Origin of the sequence: Tepidiphilus olei (genome assembly GCF_006980705.1) — a bacterium.
In the GTDB taxonomy this organism is placed as follows: domain Bacteria; phylum Pseudomonadota; class Gammaproteobacteria; order Burkholderiales; family Rhodocyclaceae; genus Tepidiphilus; species Tepidiphilus olei.
The window spans coordinates 22,007-36,333 of the sequence record NZ_SBHO01000003.1 but is presented as its reverse complement, the minus strand read 5'-3'; the positions used below and the strand labels follow the sequence as shown (position 1 = coordinate 36,333).

Sequence of the window (14,327 nt, the reverse complement as noted above, 5' to 3'; positions counted from 1 at the left end):
GCGCGCTCGCCACCGGCTCTCGCGGCAGATGACGCAAGAGTTTCCGGTATTCTTCTCCAAAAATTATACCTATTTTCGTGCATTTCATGGAGCGACATGGCAGGGCCAGAGCCGCCTTTTTCCCTCACTCCACCGTCACGCTCTTGGCGAGGTTGCGCGGCTTGTCTACGTCGGTCCCCTTGACGAGCGCCACATGGTAGGCCAAGAGCTGCAGCGGCACCACGTGAAGGATGGGGGCGAGCATGGCGTCGTGCGAGGGCACGACGATGGCATGCACGCCCTCTTCCCCATCCACACCGCTGCCATCCTCGGCAAAGACAAAGAGCTCGGCGCCGCGGGCACGCACTTCCTGCAGGTTGGACTTGAGTTTTTCCAGCAGATCGTCGCGCGGGGCCACCGCCACCACGGGCATCTCGCGATCCACCAGCGCGAGCGGCCCGTGCTTGAGCTCGCCGGCCGGGTAGCCTTCGGCGTGGATGTAGCTGATCTCCTTGAGCTTGAGGGCGCCTTCGAGGGCGATGGGCCAGTGCGTGCCACGTCCGAGGAAGAGCGCATGCCGGCGGTCGGCGAAGCGCTGTGCCCACTGCTCGATCTGGGGCTCGAGCTGCAGCACCCGGCCGAGCGCCGCCGGCAGGCGCCGTAGCGCATCCAGCCGGTTCGCCTCCACGGCCTCGGGCAGCCGCCCGCGCTGTTTGGCGAGCGTGAGCGCAAGGAGCGCGAGCGCCGTGAGCTGGGTCGTGAAGGCCTTGGTCGAGGCCACGCCGATCTCGGGGCCGGCGCGGGTGAGAAAAGCGAGCTTGGCCGTGCGCACGATGGCCGATTCGGGAACGTTGCAGATCGCCAGCGTCTGCGTCATTCCCTGGCCCTGGGCGTGGCGCAGGGCGGCGAGCGTGTCGGCGGTCTCGCCGGATTGCGAGATCGCCACCACCAGCGTCTTCGCCTCCGGCACCGAAACGCGATAGCGATATTCGCTGGCGATCTCCACCGTGGAGGGCAGGCCCGCATACTCTTCCAGCCAGTAGCGCCCGACCATGCCGGCGTGGAAGCTCGTGCCGCAGCCGAGGATCAGCACCCGGTCGATGGCGGCGAACGTCTCCTCGGCGTCGGGGCCGAAGAGCGCCGGGGTGAGCCGCGCGCCGCCGGCCACGGCTTCCAGGGTGTCGGCCACCGCTTCGGGCTGCTCGAAGATCTCTTTCTGCATGTAGTGCCGGTAGCCGGCGAGCTGCACCGCATCGGCCGTGACGTGGGTGAGCCGCACCGGCCGCTCCACCGTTTCGCCCGATTCGTCGACGATCTGCACGCCCTCCAAGGTGAGCCGGGCGCAATCGCCCTCTTCCAGATAGACCACGCGGCGCGTCTGCGCCACCAGCGCCGAGACGTCGGAAGCGGCATAGAAACCATCTTCGCCCAAGCCCAGCACGAGCGGGGAGCCGCGGCGCGCCACCACCACCTCGCCCGGTGCGGCCTCGTCGATCACGGCGATGGCAAACGCCCCTTCGAGTTCGCGCATCGCCGCCTGAACGGCCTCGAATAGCGGCGCGCCGGCCCGGCGCTTGCTCGCGACGAGGTGCGCGATCACCTCGGTGTCGGTCTCGGAAGTGAAGACGTAGCCTTCGGCTTCGAGCCGCGCGCGCAGGGTGGCGAAATTCTCGATGATGCCGTTGTGCACCACCGCCACCGTTCCCGAGACGTGCGGATGCGCATTGCGCTCGGAAGGCGCGCCGTGCGTGGCCCAGCGCGTATGGGCGATGCCCACCGGCCCGTCCAGACCCTCCTCGGCCACCAGCCGGCGCAGCTGGGCCACCCGCCCCTGTACCCGGGCGCGGGCGATTCGGCCTTCACCGTCGATCAGCGCCAGACCCGCCGAGTCGTAGCCGCGATATTCCAGGTGTGCCAAGCCCTCGAGCAGGATGTCCACCACCGAAGCGCGGCCGATGGCCGCGACGATTCCACACATCGTGCTACTCCTTTTTCTTGGTCGGCCGTTGCCAGCCGGAAAGGGTGCGCTGCGGCGCCCGGGAGACGGTGAGCGCCTCGGGTGGCGCGTCGCGCGTGAGCGTCGTGCCCGCGCCGAGCGTCGCGCCGCGCCCCACCCGCACGGGGGCGACGAGTTGGGTGTCGCTGCCGATGAAGGCGTCGTCTTCGATCACCGTGCGGTGCTTGTTCGCCCCGTCGTAGTTGCAGGTGATGGTGCCCGCGCCGATGTTGACGCGCGCTCCGATCTCGGCATCCCCCAGATAGGCCAGATGATTCGCCTTCGTCTCCGGCCCGAGGGAGGAATTCTTCACTTCGACGAAATTCCCTACATGCACGCCCTGCGCCAGCCGGGTACCGGGGCGCAGGCGCGCGTAGGGGCCGACCACCGCCTGCGGCCCGATTTCGGCGCCTTCAAGATGGGAGAAGGCCCGGATCTCGGCCCCCTCGAGCACCGTGCAGTCGGAAAGCACGCAGTACGGCCCCACGCGCACCCCGTCGGCGAGCACCACGTGGCCGGAGAAGATGCAGCCGACGTCGATCGTCACGTCCAGGCCGCACTCGAGCGTGCCGCGCACCTCGAGCCGCGCCGGATCGAGCAGCGTCACCCCGGCGCGCAGGAGCCGCTCGGCCTCGCGCCGCTGATAGAGGCGTTCGAGCTCGGCCAGCTGCGCCTTGTCGTTTACGCCGGCCACTTCCGTCGCATCCTCCGCTTCTACGCCGATCACCGACACGGCCTCGCGCACCGCGGCAGCGACGACGTCGGTCAGATAGTATTCGCCCTGGGCGTTGGCGTTGGTGAGCGCCTCGAGCCAACCGGGGAGGCGGGCAGCGGGCAAGACCATCACGCCGGTGTTGATCTCATCGATCGCGCGCACCTTCGCATCGGCATCCTTTTCCTCGACGATGGCGCAAATGCGCCCGCTCGCGTCGCGCACGATGCGCCCGTAGCCCCGGGGATCGGGCAGCCGCGCGGTGAGGATCGCCAGCGCCTTGCCCCCTTCGGCCGCCTCCAGCAGCCGCGCGAGCGTCTGCGGCCGCAACAGCGGCACGTCGCCGTAGAGCACGAGCACCACGTCTTCCAGGCCGAGGGAGGGTAGCGCCGTGCGCAGCGCGTGCCCCGTGCCCAATTGGGGGTGCTGTTCCACCCACACGAGATCGCCCTGCGCCGCAAACGCCTCGCGCACCTGCCCCGCCTCGTGCCCGACGACGACGAGCAGACGCCGCGGATCGAGGCTTCGGGCCGTGTCGAGCACGTGGGCGAGCAAGGGACGGCCGGCGAGCGGTTGCAGCACCTTGGGCAGGCGCGAGCGCATGCGCGTGCCCTTGCCGGCGGCCAGGATCACCACTTCCATCGTCGTCCTTCCTTGGCGGGGAAAAGGGAATTATCGCGTACACCCTCGTTCAACTCGAATGAGCTCCGGTGCGGCCGCAGGGCAGCGTTCGCCGGGCCCGACCCCCGCCGATCCTTTGTGGGCTTACAAAACCTGCATCGCCCGCCCTTCCCGCCTATAATGCTGCAGAGCAAAAAACGGAGTTCTGCCCATGACGACCCTCGCCAGCGAAACCATCGAGAATCACCCCTTCGACGAAATCCAGATCGGCCAGACGGCACAGATGACGCGCACGCTGCGCCCCCAGGACATCCCGCTTTTCGCGGCCATCTCCGGCGACGTCAACCCCACCCACCTCGATCCCGAGTTCGCCAAAAAGGGGCCCACGCACGAAGTCGTCGGCCATTCCATGTGGGGCGGAGCGCTCTTCTCCGCGCTCCTCGGCAACCAGCTCCCCGGCCCCGGCACCGTCTACGTGCGCCAGGATCTGCGTTTCCATCGCCCCATCGCCGTGGGCGATACGCTCACCGCCAGCGTCACCGTCAAGGAGAAGCATCCGGAGAATCACCACGTCGTCTTCGAGTGTCTGGCGGTCAACCAAGACGGCCTCAAGGTGATCGACGGCATTGCCGAAGTCATCGCCCCCACGGAGAAGATCCGCTGCCCCAAACTCCATCTGCCCGAGATCTCGTTTACCGACAAGGAATTGCGTTACCGCCAGATCATGTCGCGGGTGAAGGGGCTCGAGCCCATCACCGTGGCCGTGGCGCATCCGTGCGACGAACCCTCGCTCGGGGGCGCGCTCGAAGCGATGCAAGCCGGCATCATCCGCCCCATCCTCGTCGGCCCCAAAGCGAAAATCCTCGCTGCCGCGCAGGCACTGGGCGCCGACCTCTCGGAACTACAGATCATCGACACGCCGCATTCGCACGCCTCGGCCGAGGTCGCCGTCCAGCTGTGCCGCGAGGGCAAGGCCGAGGCCCTCATGAAAGGGTCGCTGCACACCGACGAGCTCATGGCGGCGGTGGTGCAGCGTGACACGGGGCTGCGTACCGCGCGGCGCATCAGCCATGTCTTCCTCGCCGACGTTCCCACCTATCCCCGGCCGCTGATGATCACCGACGCCGCCGTCAACATCGAACCCACGCTGGAAGAAAAAGTCGACATCGTGCAAAACGCCATCGATCTCGCCCATGCGCTGGGTATCGCCGAGCCGAAAGTCGCCATCCTCTCGGCGGTGGAGACCGTCACCTCGAAGATCCGCTCGACGATCGACGCCGCGGCGCTGTGCAAGATGGCCGACCGGGGACAAATCAAAGGCGGGCTGCTCGACGGGCCGCTCGCCTTCGACAACGCCATCTCACAGGTTGCCGCCCGCATCAAGGGCATCCGCTCGGCGGTGGCCGGCAATGCAGACATCCTCGTCGTCCCCGACCTGGAGGCCGGCAACATGGTGGCCAAGCAGCTCGAATACCTCGCCAATGCCCTGATGGCTGGCATCGTGCTGGGAGCCAAGGTCCCCATCGTGCTCACCAGCCGCGCCGATACGCCCGAGACGCGCGCCGCTTCCTGCGCGGTGGCCCAGGTGCTCGCGCACGCCAAGCGCACCACCGGCCTTCCCTCCTGACCGACTCCGAGGTATCCCATGCGACGCCCCGCCCTTCTCACGCTCAACGCCGGCTCGAGCAGCGTCAAATTCTCCCTCTTTCTCGTCGAGGATGACACCATCGTCGAAACGCCCCACGTATGGGGTCAGATCGACGGCATCGGCACGGCCCATCCCCGCTGGCGGGTGCGCCGCGGCAAAAACCCCAGCGAAACGGTCGCGCTTTCCCTGACAGGCTCGCTCGACCGGCAACATGAAGACGCGTTCACCCACCTCGTCGACTGGCTAAGCACCCACGTCGACGACGTGAAGATCCTCGCCACGGGGCATCGCATCGTCCACGGCGGAGCGCGTTTCCGCGAACCCGTGCGGCTCACGCCCGAAATGGTCGCGGAGCTGGAGCAATTCGTGCCGCTCGCTCCCCTGCACCAGCCGCACAACCTGCGCCCGATCAAACGCATGCTCGAACGACGCACCGATTGGGTCCAGGTCGGCTGTTTCGACACGGCCTTCCACACCACCCAGCCAAAACTCGCCCAGATGTTTCCCCTGCCGCGCAAGCTCTTCGACGAGGGCATCCGGCGCTATGGCTTTCACGGCCTCTCCTACGACTACGTCAGCCGTCGCCTGCCCGAAGTCCTGGGCCCCGAGCGTGCCAAGGGACGGGTGATCATCGCCCACCTGGGCAACGGCGCCTCGCTGTGCGCCCTGCGCGAAGGCAAGAGCGTGGCCACCACCATGGGGTTCACCACCATCGACGGGCTGATGATGGGCACGCGCAGCGGCAGCATCGATCCCGGCCTCGTGCTGCACCTCATCGAATACGGCGGCATGAGCCTCGCCCAGGTCGATCACATGCTCTACAAGGAATCGGGGCTGCTGGGCGTATCCGGCATCAGCCAGGACATGCGCGAGCTGCTCGCGAGCGACGATCCGCACGCCAAGGAAGCGGTCGAGCTCTTCTGCTACCGCCTGGTGCGCGAGATCGGGTCGCTCGCAGCCGCCCTCGGCGGGCTCGACGCGCTCGTCTTCACTGCCGGCATCGGCGAGCATGCCGCGCCGGTGCGCGCGCGCGTGATCGAACGGCTCGACTGGCTCGGTGCCGTGCTCGATCCCCGGGCGAACGAGCGCATCGCCGGCACCGCCGGGCGCATCGACGCCCCGGATAGCCGCGTGGCCCTTGCCGTGGTGCCCACCAACGAAGAAGCGATGATCGCGCGCTATACCCTGGAAGTCCTGCGGCGGGAAGGCTCTGCTACAATCGCCGCCAATCCTCCAGCCGTCGATGCGAACCGATGAAAGCCAGCCACGCCCACCTCGTCACGCTCAAGGAAGCCCCGGCCGACGCCGAGATCGTCAGCCAGAAACTCATGATCCGCGCCGGCATGATCCGGCGCATCGCCGCCGGCATCTATTCTTGGCTTCCTTTGGGCTTGCGCAGTCTGCGCAAGGTCGAAGCCATCGTGCGCGAAGAGATGAACCGCGCCGGCGCCGTCGAGGTGCTCCTGCCGGTGGTGCAACCGGCCGAGCTGTGGCAAGAATCCGGGCGTTGGGAACACTATGGCCCGGAATTGCTGCGATTCAAGGACCGGCACGAGCGTGACTTCGTGCTCGGTCCCACGCACGAAGAAGTCATCACCGACCTCGTGCGCCGCGACATCAAGAGTTACCGCCAGCTGCCCCGGCATTTCTACCAGATCCAGACCAAGTTCCGCGACGAGATCCGCCCGCGCTTCGGCGTGATGCGCGCGCGCGAGTTCATCATGAAAGACGGCTACTCGTTTCATGCCGATTTCGCCGATCTCGAGCGCGAATACCGCAACATGTACGACACCTACACGCGAATCTTCACCCGGCTCGGGCTGAAGTTCCGTGCCGTGGCGGCCGACACGGGTTCGATCGGCGGCACCGGCTCGCACGAATTCCACGTCATCGCCGACACCGGCGAGGACGACATCGCCTATTGCCCCGCCTCGAGCTACGCGGCCAACGTGGAACTCGCCGAAGCACTGCCCCCGCCCGGCCCGCGCCCCGAGCCGCGCGAGCCGCTCGCCAAGGTGCACACCCCCGGGGTGAAGACCATCGCCGATCTGGTCGACTTTCTCCACATCCCCATCGAGCGCACCGTCAAGGCGATCGTCATCGAGGGCGAAGACGGTGCACCGGTGCTGCTGCTTTTGCGCGGCGATCACGAACTCAACGAGATCAAGGCGCAGAAACTCCCCGGCATCAAGAACCCGCTCACCTTCGCCGACGAGGCCGCCATCCGCGCCACCTTCGGCGCCGGACCTGGTTCGCTGGGGCCCATCGGGTTCCCTGGCCGCATCATCGCCGACCGTACCGTGGCCAAGATGGCCGACTTCGTGATCGGGGCCAACGAGGACGAGCACCACTACACCGGCGCCAACCTCGGCCGCGACTTCCCCGAACCGGAAGTGGCCGATCTGCGCAACGTCGTCGCCGGCGACCCTTCGCCCGACGGCAAAGGCACGCTCGAGATCTGCCGCGGCATCGAAGTGGGGCACATCTTCCAGCTACGCACGAAGTACTCCGAGGCGATGCACTGTACTTTCCTCGACGCCGAGGGGCGTGAGCGCCCGATGGAGATGGGCTGCTACGGCATCGGCGTCTCCCGCATCCTGGGCGCGGCAATCGAACAGAACCACGACGAGCGCGGCATCCTCTGGCCGGCGGCCATCGCCCCCTTCGAAGTCGTCATCTGTCCGATCGGGGCGGCCAAATCCCCCATGGTGGCGGAAGCGGCCGAAGCGATCTACCGCGACTGTCTCGCCGCCGGCCTCGACGTCGTGCTCGACGATCGCAACGAGCGTCCCGGCGCCATGTTCGCCGACTGGGAACTCGTCGGCGTGCCCTGGCGGGTGGTGGTGAGCGAGCGGGGGCTCGCCGCGGGTCGCTACGAAGTGCAGCACCGCCGCGAACGCGAGGCACGCACGCTCCCCATCGGCGAGGTCGTGGCCGAACTCGCGGCCTCGATCAACGCCGAGAAAAAACCGCTGGGGTGATTTCGGGGCAGCGCCGAACGGGCCACGCCAAGCCCCTGTCCTCGCCCTTGCCCACCCTTGGGTGGACGTATTTGGCAAGAATCCGGTATCCATGATGCAGCCGTCGTACCGCCCGCGCTTTTTACCCCAGTCCGCCGCCCGATTCCTGCTTGCGGCGGCGCTCCTGCTCGCCGCGCTCGCCCCCGCTCCGGCGCGCGCCGGAGCGCAGATCTACGAACCGCTCGCCGACAGCGTGCGCGAGGCGCTCTCGGCCATCGTCGCCGATGCACCCGTCGCCCCCGAGCGCATCCGCCGCGACCCGCTTGCGGCCCGCTGGATCGACGCGCAGAGCGAGCGGCTCACCCGCCGCGTCCCCGACCCGGCCGAGCGCGAAGAGCTGCTCGCCACGATCTACTATGAATCCGCTCGCGCCGGCCTCGACCCGGAGCTGGTACTCGGCCTCATCGAGGTCGAGAGCGGTTTTCGCAAATACGCCGTCTCCACTGCCGGGGCACGCGGCTACATGCAGGTGATGCCTTTCTGGGTCGGGCTCATCGGCACGCCGCAGCACAACCTCTTCCATCTGCGCACCAACCTGCGCTACGGCTGCACCATCCTGCGCCACTATCTCGATCTCGAAAAAGGCGACCTCTACCGCGCGCTGGGGCGCTACAACGGCAGCCTGGGGCGACCGGAGTACCCCAATGCGGTACTGGCGAACTGGCGCAAGTACCGCCAGCCCGAGCTCAGCCCTGCGTCCCTCCGACGGTGATGCCGTCGACGCGCAGCGTCGGTTGCCCCACGCCCACCGGCACGCTCTGCCCGTCCTTGCCGCAGGTACCGATGCCCGGATCGAGGGCGAGATCGGTGCCGATCATCGACACACGCTGCATCACCTCGGGACCACTGCCGATCAAGGTCGCCCCCTTGATGGGGTAGCACACTTTCCCATCCTCGACCCAGTAGGCCTCCGACATGGAAAAGACGAATTTGCCGGAAGTGATGTCGACCTGTCCCCCGCCGAAATTGACCGCGTAGATGCCGCGCTCGACCGAGGCGAGGATCTCTTCGGGCTCGTGCGACCCGGCCAACATGTAGGTGTTCGTCATCCTGGGCATCGGTCCGTAGGCGTAGGACTCGCGCCGCCCGTTGCCGGTGGGTTTCATGCCCATCAAGCGGGCATTGAGCCGGTCCTGCATGTACCCGACGAGGATACCATCCTCGATGAGCACGGTCGGCTGGGTGGGCGTCCCCTCGTCGTCGAGGGTGAGCGAGCCCCGGCGCAAGGGCAAAGTCCCGTCGTCGACCACCGTCACGCCCGCCGCGGCCACCCGCTCGCCGATGCGCCCGCTATAGGCCGAAGTCCCCTTGCGGTTGAAATCCCCCTCCAGGCCATGACCGACCGCCTCGTGCAGCAACACCCCCGGCCAGCCGGGCCCGAGCACCACGGTGAAGACGCCGGCCGGAGCCGGTCTCGCCTCCAGATTGACCCGCGCCTGATGCACCGCTTCGCGGGCAAGACGCTCGAGCGCCGCCTCGTCGAACGCGGTAAGACCATAGCGCCCCCCCATGCCGCTCGAGCCGCTCTCGCGCCGACCGTCCTGCGACATGATGACGGTGAGCGACAAACGCACGAGCGGGCGCAAGTCGGCGGCGAGCGTTCCGTCGCTGCGGGCGATGAGCACCGTCTCCCACGAGGCCGCCAACCCCGCCATCACCTGTTCGACGCGGGGATCCAGGGCCCGCGCCTTCGCTTCCAGCCACTCCAACAGCCGCACCTTTTCCGGCGCCGGCAAGGTTCCCACCGGATCGACGGCCGGGTAGCGCGCCGGCGGCAGTGCGCCGCGGCATAGGTCCACCCGCCGCTCCTGCCCGAGCGCGGCGACCGCGCGCACGGTGCGCGCCGCCTCCAGGAGCGAAGCCAGCCGCAGGTCGTCGGTATAAGCGAGCGCCTGTTTTTCCCCGGCGATCGCCCGCACGCCCACGCCCTGCTCGATGGAAAAAGACCCCGACTTCACGATCCCCTCTTCGAGGGACCAACCCTCCACGTGGCGCAGCTGGAAATACACGTCCGCCTCGTCGACCGCATGAGACTGCACCTGCGACAAGGTCGAAGACACGTCCTCCAGCGTCAAGCCGTTGGCCGCGAGCAGCCGCTCTTCGGCCAGCGCCAGTGCGTCCACCTTTTCTTCCTTCCTCTCTGCCATCGCCTTCATGCGCATACGCTCCTGATGAATTCCTTTTCACGTCGATGCCGCCACGCCGGCAGCCTGGCGCGGATCTCGTCGATGCGCGCACGCTGCAGCGTTCCCCGCACCACGCCCTCGCCTTCGGCCAACCGCACGCGCACCTCCCCCCAGGGGTCGACAAGCAGCGAATCCCCCCACGTGCGCCGTCCCGCCTCGTGCCGTCCGCCTTGGGCCGCCGCGAGCACGTAGCACTGATTCTCGATCGCCCGGGCGCGCAACAACACTTCCCAGTGCGCCCGCCCAGTCGTCCAGGTGAAAGCCGCCGGCAGCACGATGAGATCCACGAGCCCCATGGCGCGGTAGAGTTCAGGGAAACGCAAGTCGTAGCAGATGGACAACCCCACCGTCCAGCCTTCGATGTCGACGGTCACCACCGCCTCGCCCGGCTCGATGGTCTCTCCCTCATCGTAGACTTCCTCGCCGTGGCGCAGGCCAAAGAGGTGGATCTTGTCGTAGCGCGCCACGCATCGCCCATCCGGGGCATGCACGAGGCAGGCGTTGCGCACCTTGTCGGGCACGTCCGCTTCCAGCGGCACCGTGCCGCCCACCAGCCATATCCCCAGACGCGCCGCCTGCCGCGCCAGCCACTCCTGCAGCGGCCCGGCGCCGAAACGCTCGCGCAGGCGCACTTTCTCCCGCGCATCGGCCGAGATGAGCGCGAAATACTCCGGCAACACCACCAGCCTCGCCCCGCTGTCGACGGCCAGTTCCAGCAGCCGCTCGGCCATCGCCAAATTGTCCACCACGCGCGGCGTCGAGACCATCTGCACGGCAGCCACCATCAAACACGCATCGCTTCGGCCCATCTTCATGGTGTTCTCTCCTCTCCATTCACGGAGACCGGCGGCTCCAGCGGTTTCACTTCGGGCGCGGTCCATGGCCCACTCACGTGGAAGCGCCGCCCCAGGATCCGCCCGAAGGGATCCCCCAGGATTTTCTGGCCGATGAAAGCCAGCGCTCCGGCAATCGGGTTGGCGATCCCCACGGCCACCGCCGCGCTATCCGACAAACGCGGGCGAACCGTGACTTCCAGCTCTTGGGTCTGCTGGCGCAAGTCCACCAGACCGACGATCTCCACCGTGGCACTGGGCGCGGAAATACGCAGATCTCCCGTGGTCAAGTACCCTTCGTTCATGGCAAAAGTACCGAAGAGCCGGTCGAACGCCATGCCTTCCACGAAGACGTCACCAAAATCGAGCAACAAGCGCCGTGGCAAACTCTGCAGGCTAAGGATGCCGAGCAGGCGCCCCACGCCCGGTTCGATCTCCTCGAAGCGGCCATTCGTGATCTCGATCGTTCCACTGCCCCCGAGTCGATACAGATCGAATTCGAGGGGCAACCCCGGCCAACGCCACTGCGCCGTCACCCGACCTTTGCCGCCAACGAGCCCCCCCGTATCGAACCAATGCCGCACCGTCTTGCCCGCATCGTCGATGATCATCGTGGTCTTCAGCTCGGTCAGGGATCGGGCACCGTCGCGCCACATCCCACTCGCCTCGATGCGAAATACCGAGGGCACGGCGAGCGTGAGCGCATCGAGCGACCACCTGCCCGGCGCGAGGCTCGCCTGCAAGGTCAGTGCCCCCAACCAACGGTCGCCCACCCCGAATCGATCGACGGTGAGGTCGAACGCCGGCAAATGCCCTTCCTGTGGCAGGCTCTGTCCCTCGGTCGCCTCCGGCATCATCAACTTCGCAAACCGCCCTTCGAGGCGTTCCGCTCCCCCCTTACCCAAGGTCACACGCACGTTGCCCTGTGCTTCGTCCGCAGCCACCGCCAGCGACCAGACCGGTCCTTTGTTCTCGCCCTGCACACGCACCCGATGCCAATTCCGCGCAAGGAAACGCGCCCGTGCCGTATCCACCTCTAGCGCGACGAACGCCGTTCCCTCAGCCCCATCGCCGATGCCCTCGACCACCGCCAGCCAGCGATCCAGATCGAGCTCGGGGGCAGCAAACCGCAGGCGTCCTCCCTTGCGTGGAGCGGGCGGCGCATCCACCGTGCCCACCACTGCAGCCCAGGCGCCGTCGCGGGCACGCACGAAACGCAGGCGCTCTCCCAGCTGCACCTTGGCCTCCATGCCCGAGGGCAAGAACGCGAATTCCGCCCGGCTCGGCCAACGCGCCCCCGCGGCCTTGTCCAGCGGCGGTGGCAGCTCCGAGCCCATGCCCGAGAGATCGGAAGTGAGCACCAGCTCCGGCCCATCCTTGGCAAAAGTCATCGTTCCGCTCACCGCCGTCGACCCCGACAGCGGCAGTTTGCCGAACACGGCCGAGAGCTGAGCCGCCGAGAACGACCCTTGCAGGGCGAGTTTCGGCGGATCGCCTCCACGCCATTTCGCCGTCACCGGCGCGTCCCACCACTTGCCCTCGGCCTGGGCCGAACGCACGCCATGCCCGTCGAACACCACCTCGCCACGGATCTGCTCGATCGGCCAGCCGGTTACTTGCGCCGGGATCCGCCCCTCGGAAAACGTCAGCGTCCCGCTCACCCCGGGCAACAGATCGCTGGCGAGCGGCAAGGTCAGCGCCAAGCGTAGCGCCGTCTTCGCCTCCAGCTGCACCGTTTCCAGGGCCATGAGTGGCAATTCTTCGCGCAACGGACTGGCTGCAGCATAGCGCAGGAAAGCCGGCCACGGTCCCTCGGCCTCACCTTCCACCGTCAATACCGGGATCTCCGCGTCGAATAGCGGGATGCGTGCGCGAACCGGACCGAACTGCACGCCCTGCGCCCGCGCCTGGCTCACCTCGATCGCCACCAGCCCGCGATCGAACGTCACCACCCCCTGCACTTGCTCGAATTCCGGCCACTGCGACGCGAAACGCAGCGTCACCCCTTCGAGCGGTAGGCGCAGCCAGAACTCCCCCCCGTCATCGCGAAACGGGAAGTCGGCGAGCGGCCCGCGCAAGCGGAACTCCACGGCAGAGAGCTTGCCGGCCACCAGGGCATCGTGTAGCCACTCCTGCACGTGCGACCCTACCGCCCTCCCGGGTAAATAGCGCACCAGCCGGTCGAGCGCCACCTCGTCGAGCGATCCTTGCAAATCGGCCACGTCGCCGGTGCGCGCCAGCCGATAGTGGCCAGACAACTGTGCCGTGAAATCCTCGGTCCGCAGCCGCCCTTCTTCGAACGTCAGATCGTAGCCGTTGCCATCGTACGCCCAACGCCCCCGGAGCACGCCCTCGGGCACCGCCACCGTCGTGAGCTGTGGCCACACCGCCGGCCAGCTCATCGCCCCCTGCGCGATCGACACCGCGAACTCGCCACCCGAACGATCCCCGGCGATGTGCCCGCTCACCCCACGCACGCCGAAGGAATCGCCCACTGCCGCCCAGCCCACCTCGTCCAAGGTGAGGTCGAGCGAATGCAGGCTCTTGCCACTCGAGACCACCACGCCGGAGACCGACCCCTGCGGCCGCAGACTCGCCGCCTGCGGCCACCACAGCGCGAGCGACTCACCGCCGATCTCCTTCAGGTCGAAATGCGCCTCCACCCGCCCCAGGCGCGAACCGGAGAGCAGCACCACCGCATGCCGCACCGCGCCCGGCGCTTCGCCCTCGAACCCCGCCTGCCAGCCCCACACCCCCATCGCCAGGGTGAGCGCCCCTCGAGCCTGCGCCTCATTGCGATCGCGCCGCCAGGTGAGCAGCGCCTCGTCCACTTCAATGCTCACCCCGGTCGGCAAACCGGCCGAGGGCGTGGAACCGCCGGAACGCAGCCGCTGCTCCAGTGCCGCCGCATCGTCCACCCTCACCCGAGCCGCGGGTACGAGCACCTGGACCACCCCTTTGCCGGCGCGCCAGGCCGCCCATCCCCCGCCCAGGGTCACCCGCACGAGCGGCAGCGACGCCTCGGCTTCGCCGGTGCGCACCTGCACGTCGCTTGCCACCGCCACCGGCCACCAGCCGTCCCACTGCCCTTCCAGGCGGCCGATCGAGACCTCCATCCCGCTGCGCGCCGAGAGTTCGCGCACCAGCGCCTCGCGCCACAGGTCGAGCTCCGGCCACAGCCAGAACCGCAACGCCGCGAGCAGCATCACCATCAGCACCGCCGCAACGCCTAGGATCATCGCCGCCGCGATCCCCAGCCTGCGCCCCACCGTTGCGCTCATCAACCCCCGAACCCTCCACGACGCATTACATTACAATGGACGAGCCCGCAT

General features: G+C 67.8%; 9 protein-coding genes. 4 read left to right on the top strand and 5 right to left on the bottom strand.

Going from position 1 to position 14,327, the window contains the following annotated elements; genetic code table 11:
- Window positions 1-124: 124 nt before the first annotated feature.
- On the bottom strand, window positions 125-1,957 hold the full coding sequence (glmS, locus tag EPD80_RS04900) for a glutamine--fructose-6-phosphate transaminase (isomerizing) (RefSeq protein ID WP_142809931.1): 1,833 nt from the start codon (window positions 1,955-1,957) through the stop codon (window positions 125-127).
- Between the two features lie 4 nt (window positions 1,958-1,961).
- Window positions 1,962-3,329, bottom strand: a complete 1,368-nt coding sequence (gene glmU / locus EPD80_RS04895; RefSeq protein WP_142809929.1) for a bifunctional UDP-N-acetylglucosamine diphosphorylase/glucosamine-1-phosphate N-acetyltransferase GlmU — start codon at window positions 3,327-3,329, stop codon at window positions 1,962-1,964.
- 190 nt (window positions 3,330-3,519) lie between these two features.
- Here glmU and EPD80_RS04890 point away from each other — a divergent pair, with 190 nt between their 5' ends.
- The 4 genes from EPD80_RS04890 (at window position 3,520) to EPD80_RS04875 (ending at window position 8,688) form a co-directional block, all read left to right on the top strand.
- Window positions 3,520-4,935, top strand: coding sequence for a bifunctional enoyl-CoA hydratase/phosphate acetyltransferase (locus EPD80_RS04890; RefSeq protein WP_142809927.1), 1,416 nt, complete (start codon window positions 3,520-3,522; stop codon window positions 4,933-4,935).
- Window positions 4,936-4,953: 18 nt separating this feature from the next.
- On the top strand, window positions 4,954-6,213 hold the full coding sequence (locus EPD80_RS04885) for an acetate/propionate family kinase (protein ID WP_142809924.1): 1,260 nt from the start codon (window positions 4,954-4,956) through the stop codon (window positions 6,211-6,213).
- Window positions 6,210-7,937 carry a proline--tRNA ligase gene (locus tag EPD80_RS04880; RefSeq protein ID WP_142809922.1) on the top strand — a complete coding sequence of 576 codons (1,728 nt, stop codon included), beginning with the start codon at window positions 6,210-6,212 and terminating at the stop codon, window positions 7,935-7,937. Before EPD80_RS04885 ends, EPD80_RS04880 begins: the two co-directional genes overlap by 4 nt.
- 94 nt (window positions 7,938-8,031) lie before the next feature.
- Window positions 8,032-8,688 carry a lytic transglycosylase domain-containing protein gene (locus EPD80_RS04875; RefSeq protein WP_142810165.1) on the top strand — a complete coding sequence of 219 codons (657 nt, stop codon included), beginning with the start codon at window positions 8,032-8,034 and terminating at the stop codon, window positions 8,686-8,688.
- On the opposite strand, the gene tldD is transcribed toward EPD80_RS04875, so the two are convergent.
- Genes tldD through EPD80_RS04860 form a run of 3 tightly spaced genes read right to left on the bottom strand, consistent with a single transcriptional unit; the run spans window position 8,663 to window position 14,276 of the window.
- Window positions 8,663-10,123, bottom strand: coding sequence for a metalloprotease TldD (gene tldD / locus EPD80_RS04870; protein WP_142810163.1), 1,461 nt, complete (start codon window positions 10,121-10,123; stop codon window positions 8,663-8,665). The genes EPD80_RS04875 and tldD overlap by 26 nt on opposite strands.
- Before the next feature lie 5 nt (window positions 10,124-10,128).
- On the bottom strand, window positions 10,129-10,977 hold the full coding sequence (locus EPD80_RS04865; RefSeq protein WP_221928851.1) for a carbon-nitrogen hydrolase family protein: 849 nt from the start codon (window positions 10,975-10,977) through the stop codon (window positions 10,129-10,131).
- Window positions 10,974-14,276: a YhdP family phospholipid transporter gene (locus tag EPD80_RS04860; protein ID WP_142809920.1), complete on the bottom strand. Its 3,303-nt coding sequence runs from the start codon at window positions 14,274-14,276 to the stop codon at window positions 10,974-10,976. Before EPD80_RS04860 ends, EPD80_RS04865 begins: the two co-directional genes overlap by 4 nt.
- Window positions 14,277-14,327: the final 51 nt, after the last annotated feature.

Coding starts and splice junctions, on each gene's coding strand:
- glmU (WP_142809929.1), bottom strand. CDS start 3,329: ATGGAAGTGGTGATCCTGGCCGCCGGCAAGGGCACGCGCATGCGCTCG.
- glmS (WP_142809931.1), bottom strand. CDS start 1,957: ATGTGTGGAATCGTCGCGGCCATCGGCCGCGCTTCGGTGGTGGACATC.
- EPD80_RS04860 (WP_142809920.1), bottom strand. CDS start 14,276: ATGAGCGCAACGGTGGGGCGCAGGCTGGGGATCGCGGCGGCGATGATC.
- tldD (WP_142810163.1), bottom strand. CDS start 10,123: ATGGCAGAGAGGAAGGAAGAAAAGGTGGACGCACTGGCGCTGGCCGAA.
- EPD80_RS04890 (WP_142809927.1), top strand. CDS start 3,520: ATGACGACCCTCGCCAGCGAAACCATCGAGAATCACCCCTTCGACGAA.
- EPD80_RS04875 (WP_142810165.1), top strand. CDS start 8,032: ATGCAGCCGTCGTACCGCCCGCGCTTTTTACCCCAGTCCGCCGCCCGA.
- EPD80_RS04865 (WP_221928851.1), bottom strand. CDS start 10,977: ATGAAGATGGGCCGAAGCGATGCGTGTTTGATGGTGGCTGCCGTGCAG.
- EPD80_RS04885 (WP_142809924.1), top strand. CDS start 4,954: ATGCGACGCCCCGCCCTTCTCACGCTCAACGCCGGCTCGAGCAGCGTC.
- EPD80_RS04880 (WP_142809922.1), top strand. CDS start 6,210: ATGAAAGCCAGCCACGCCCACCTCGTCACGCTCAAGGAAGCCCCGGCC.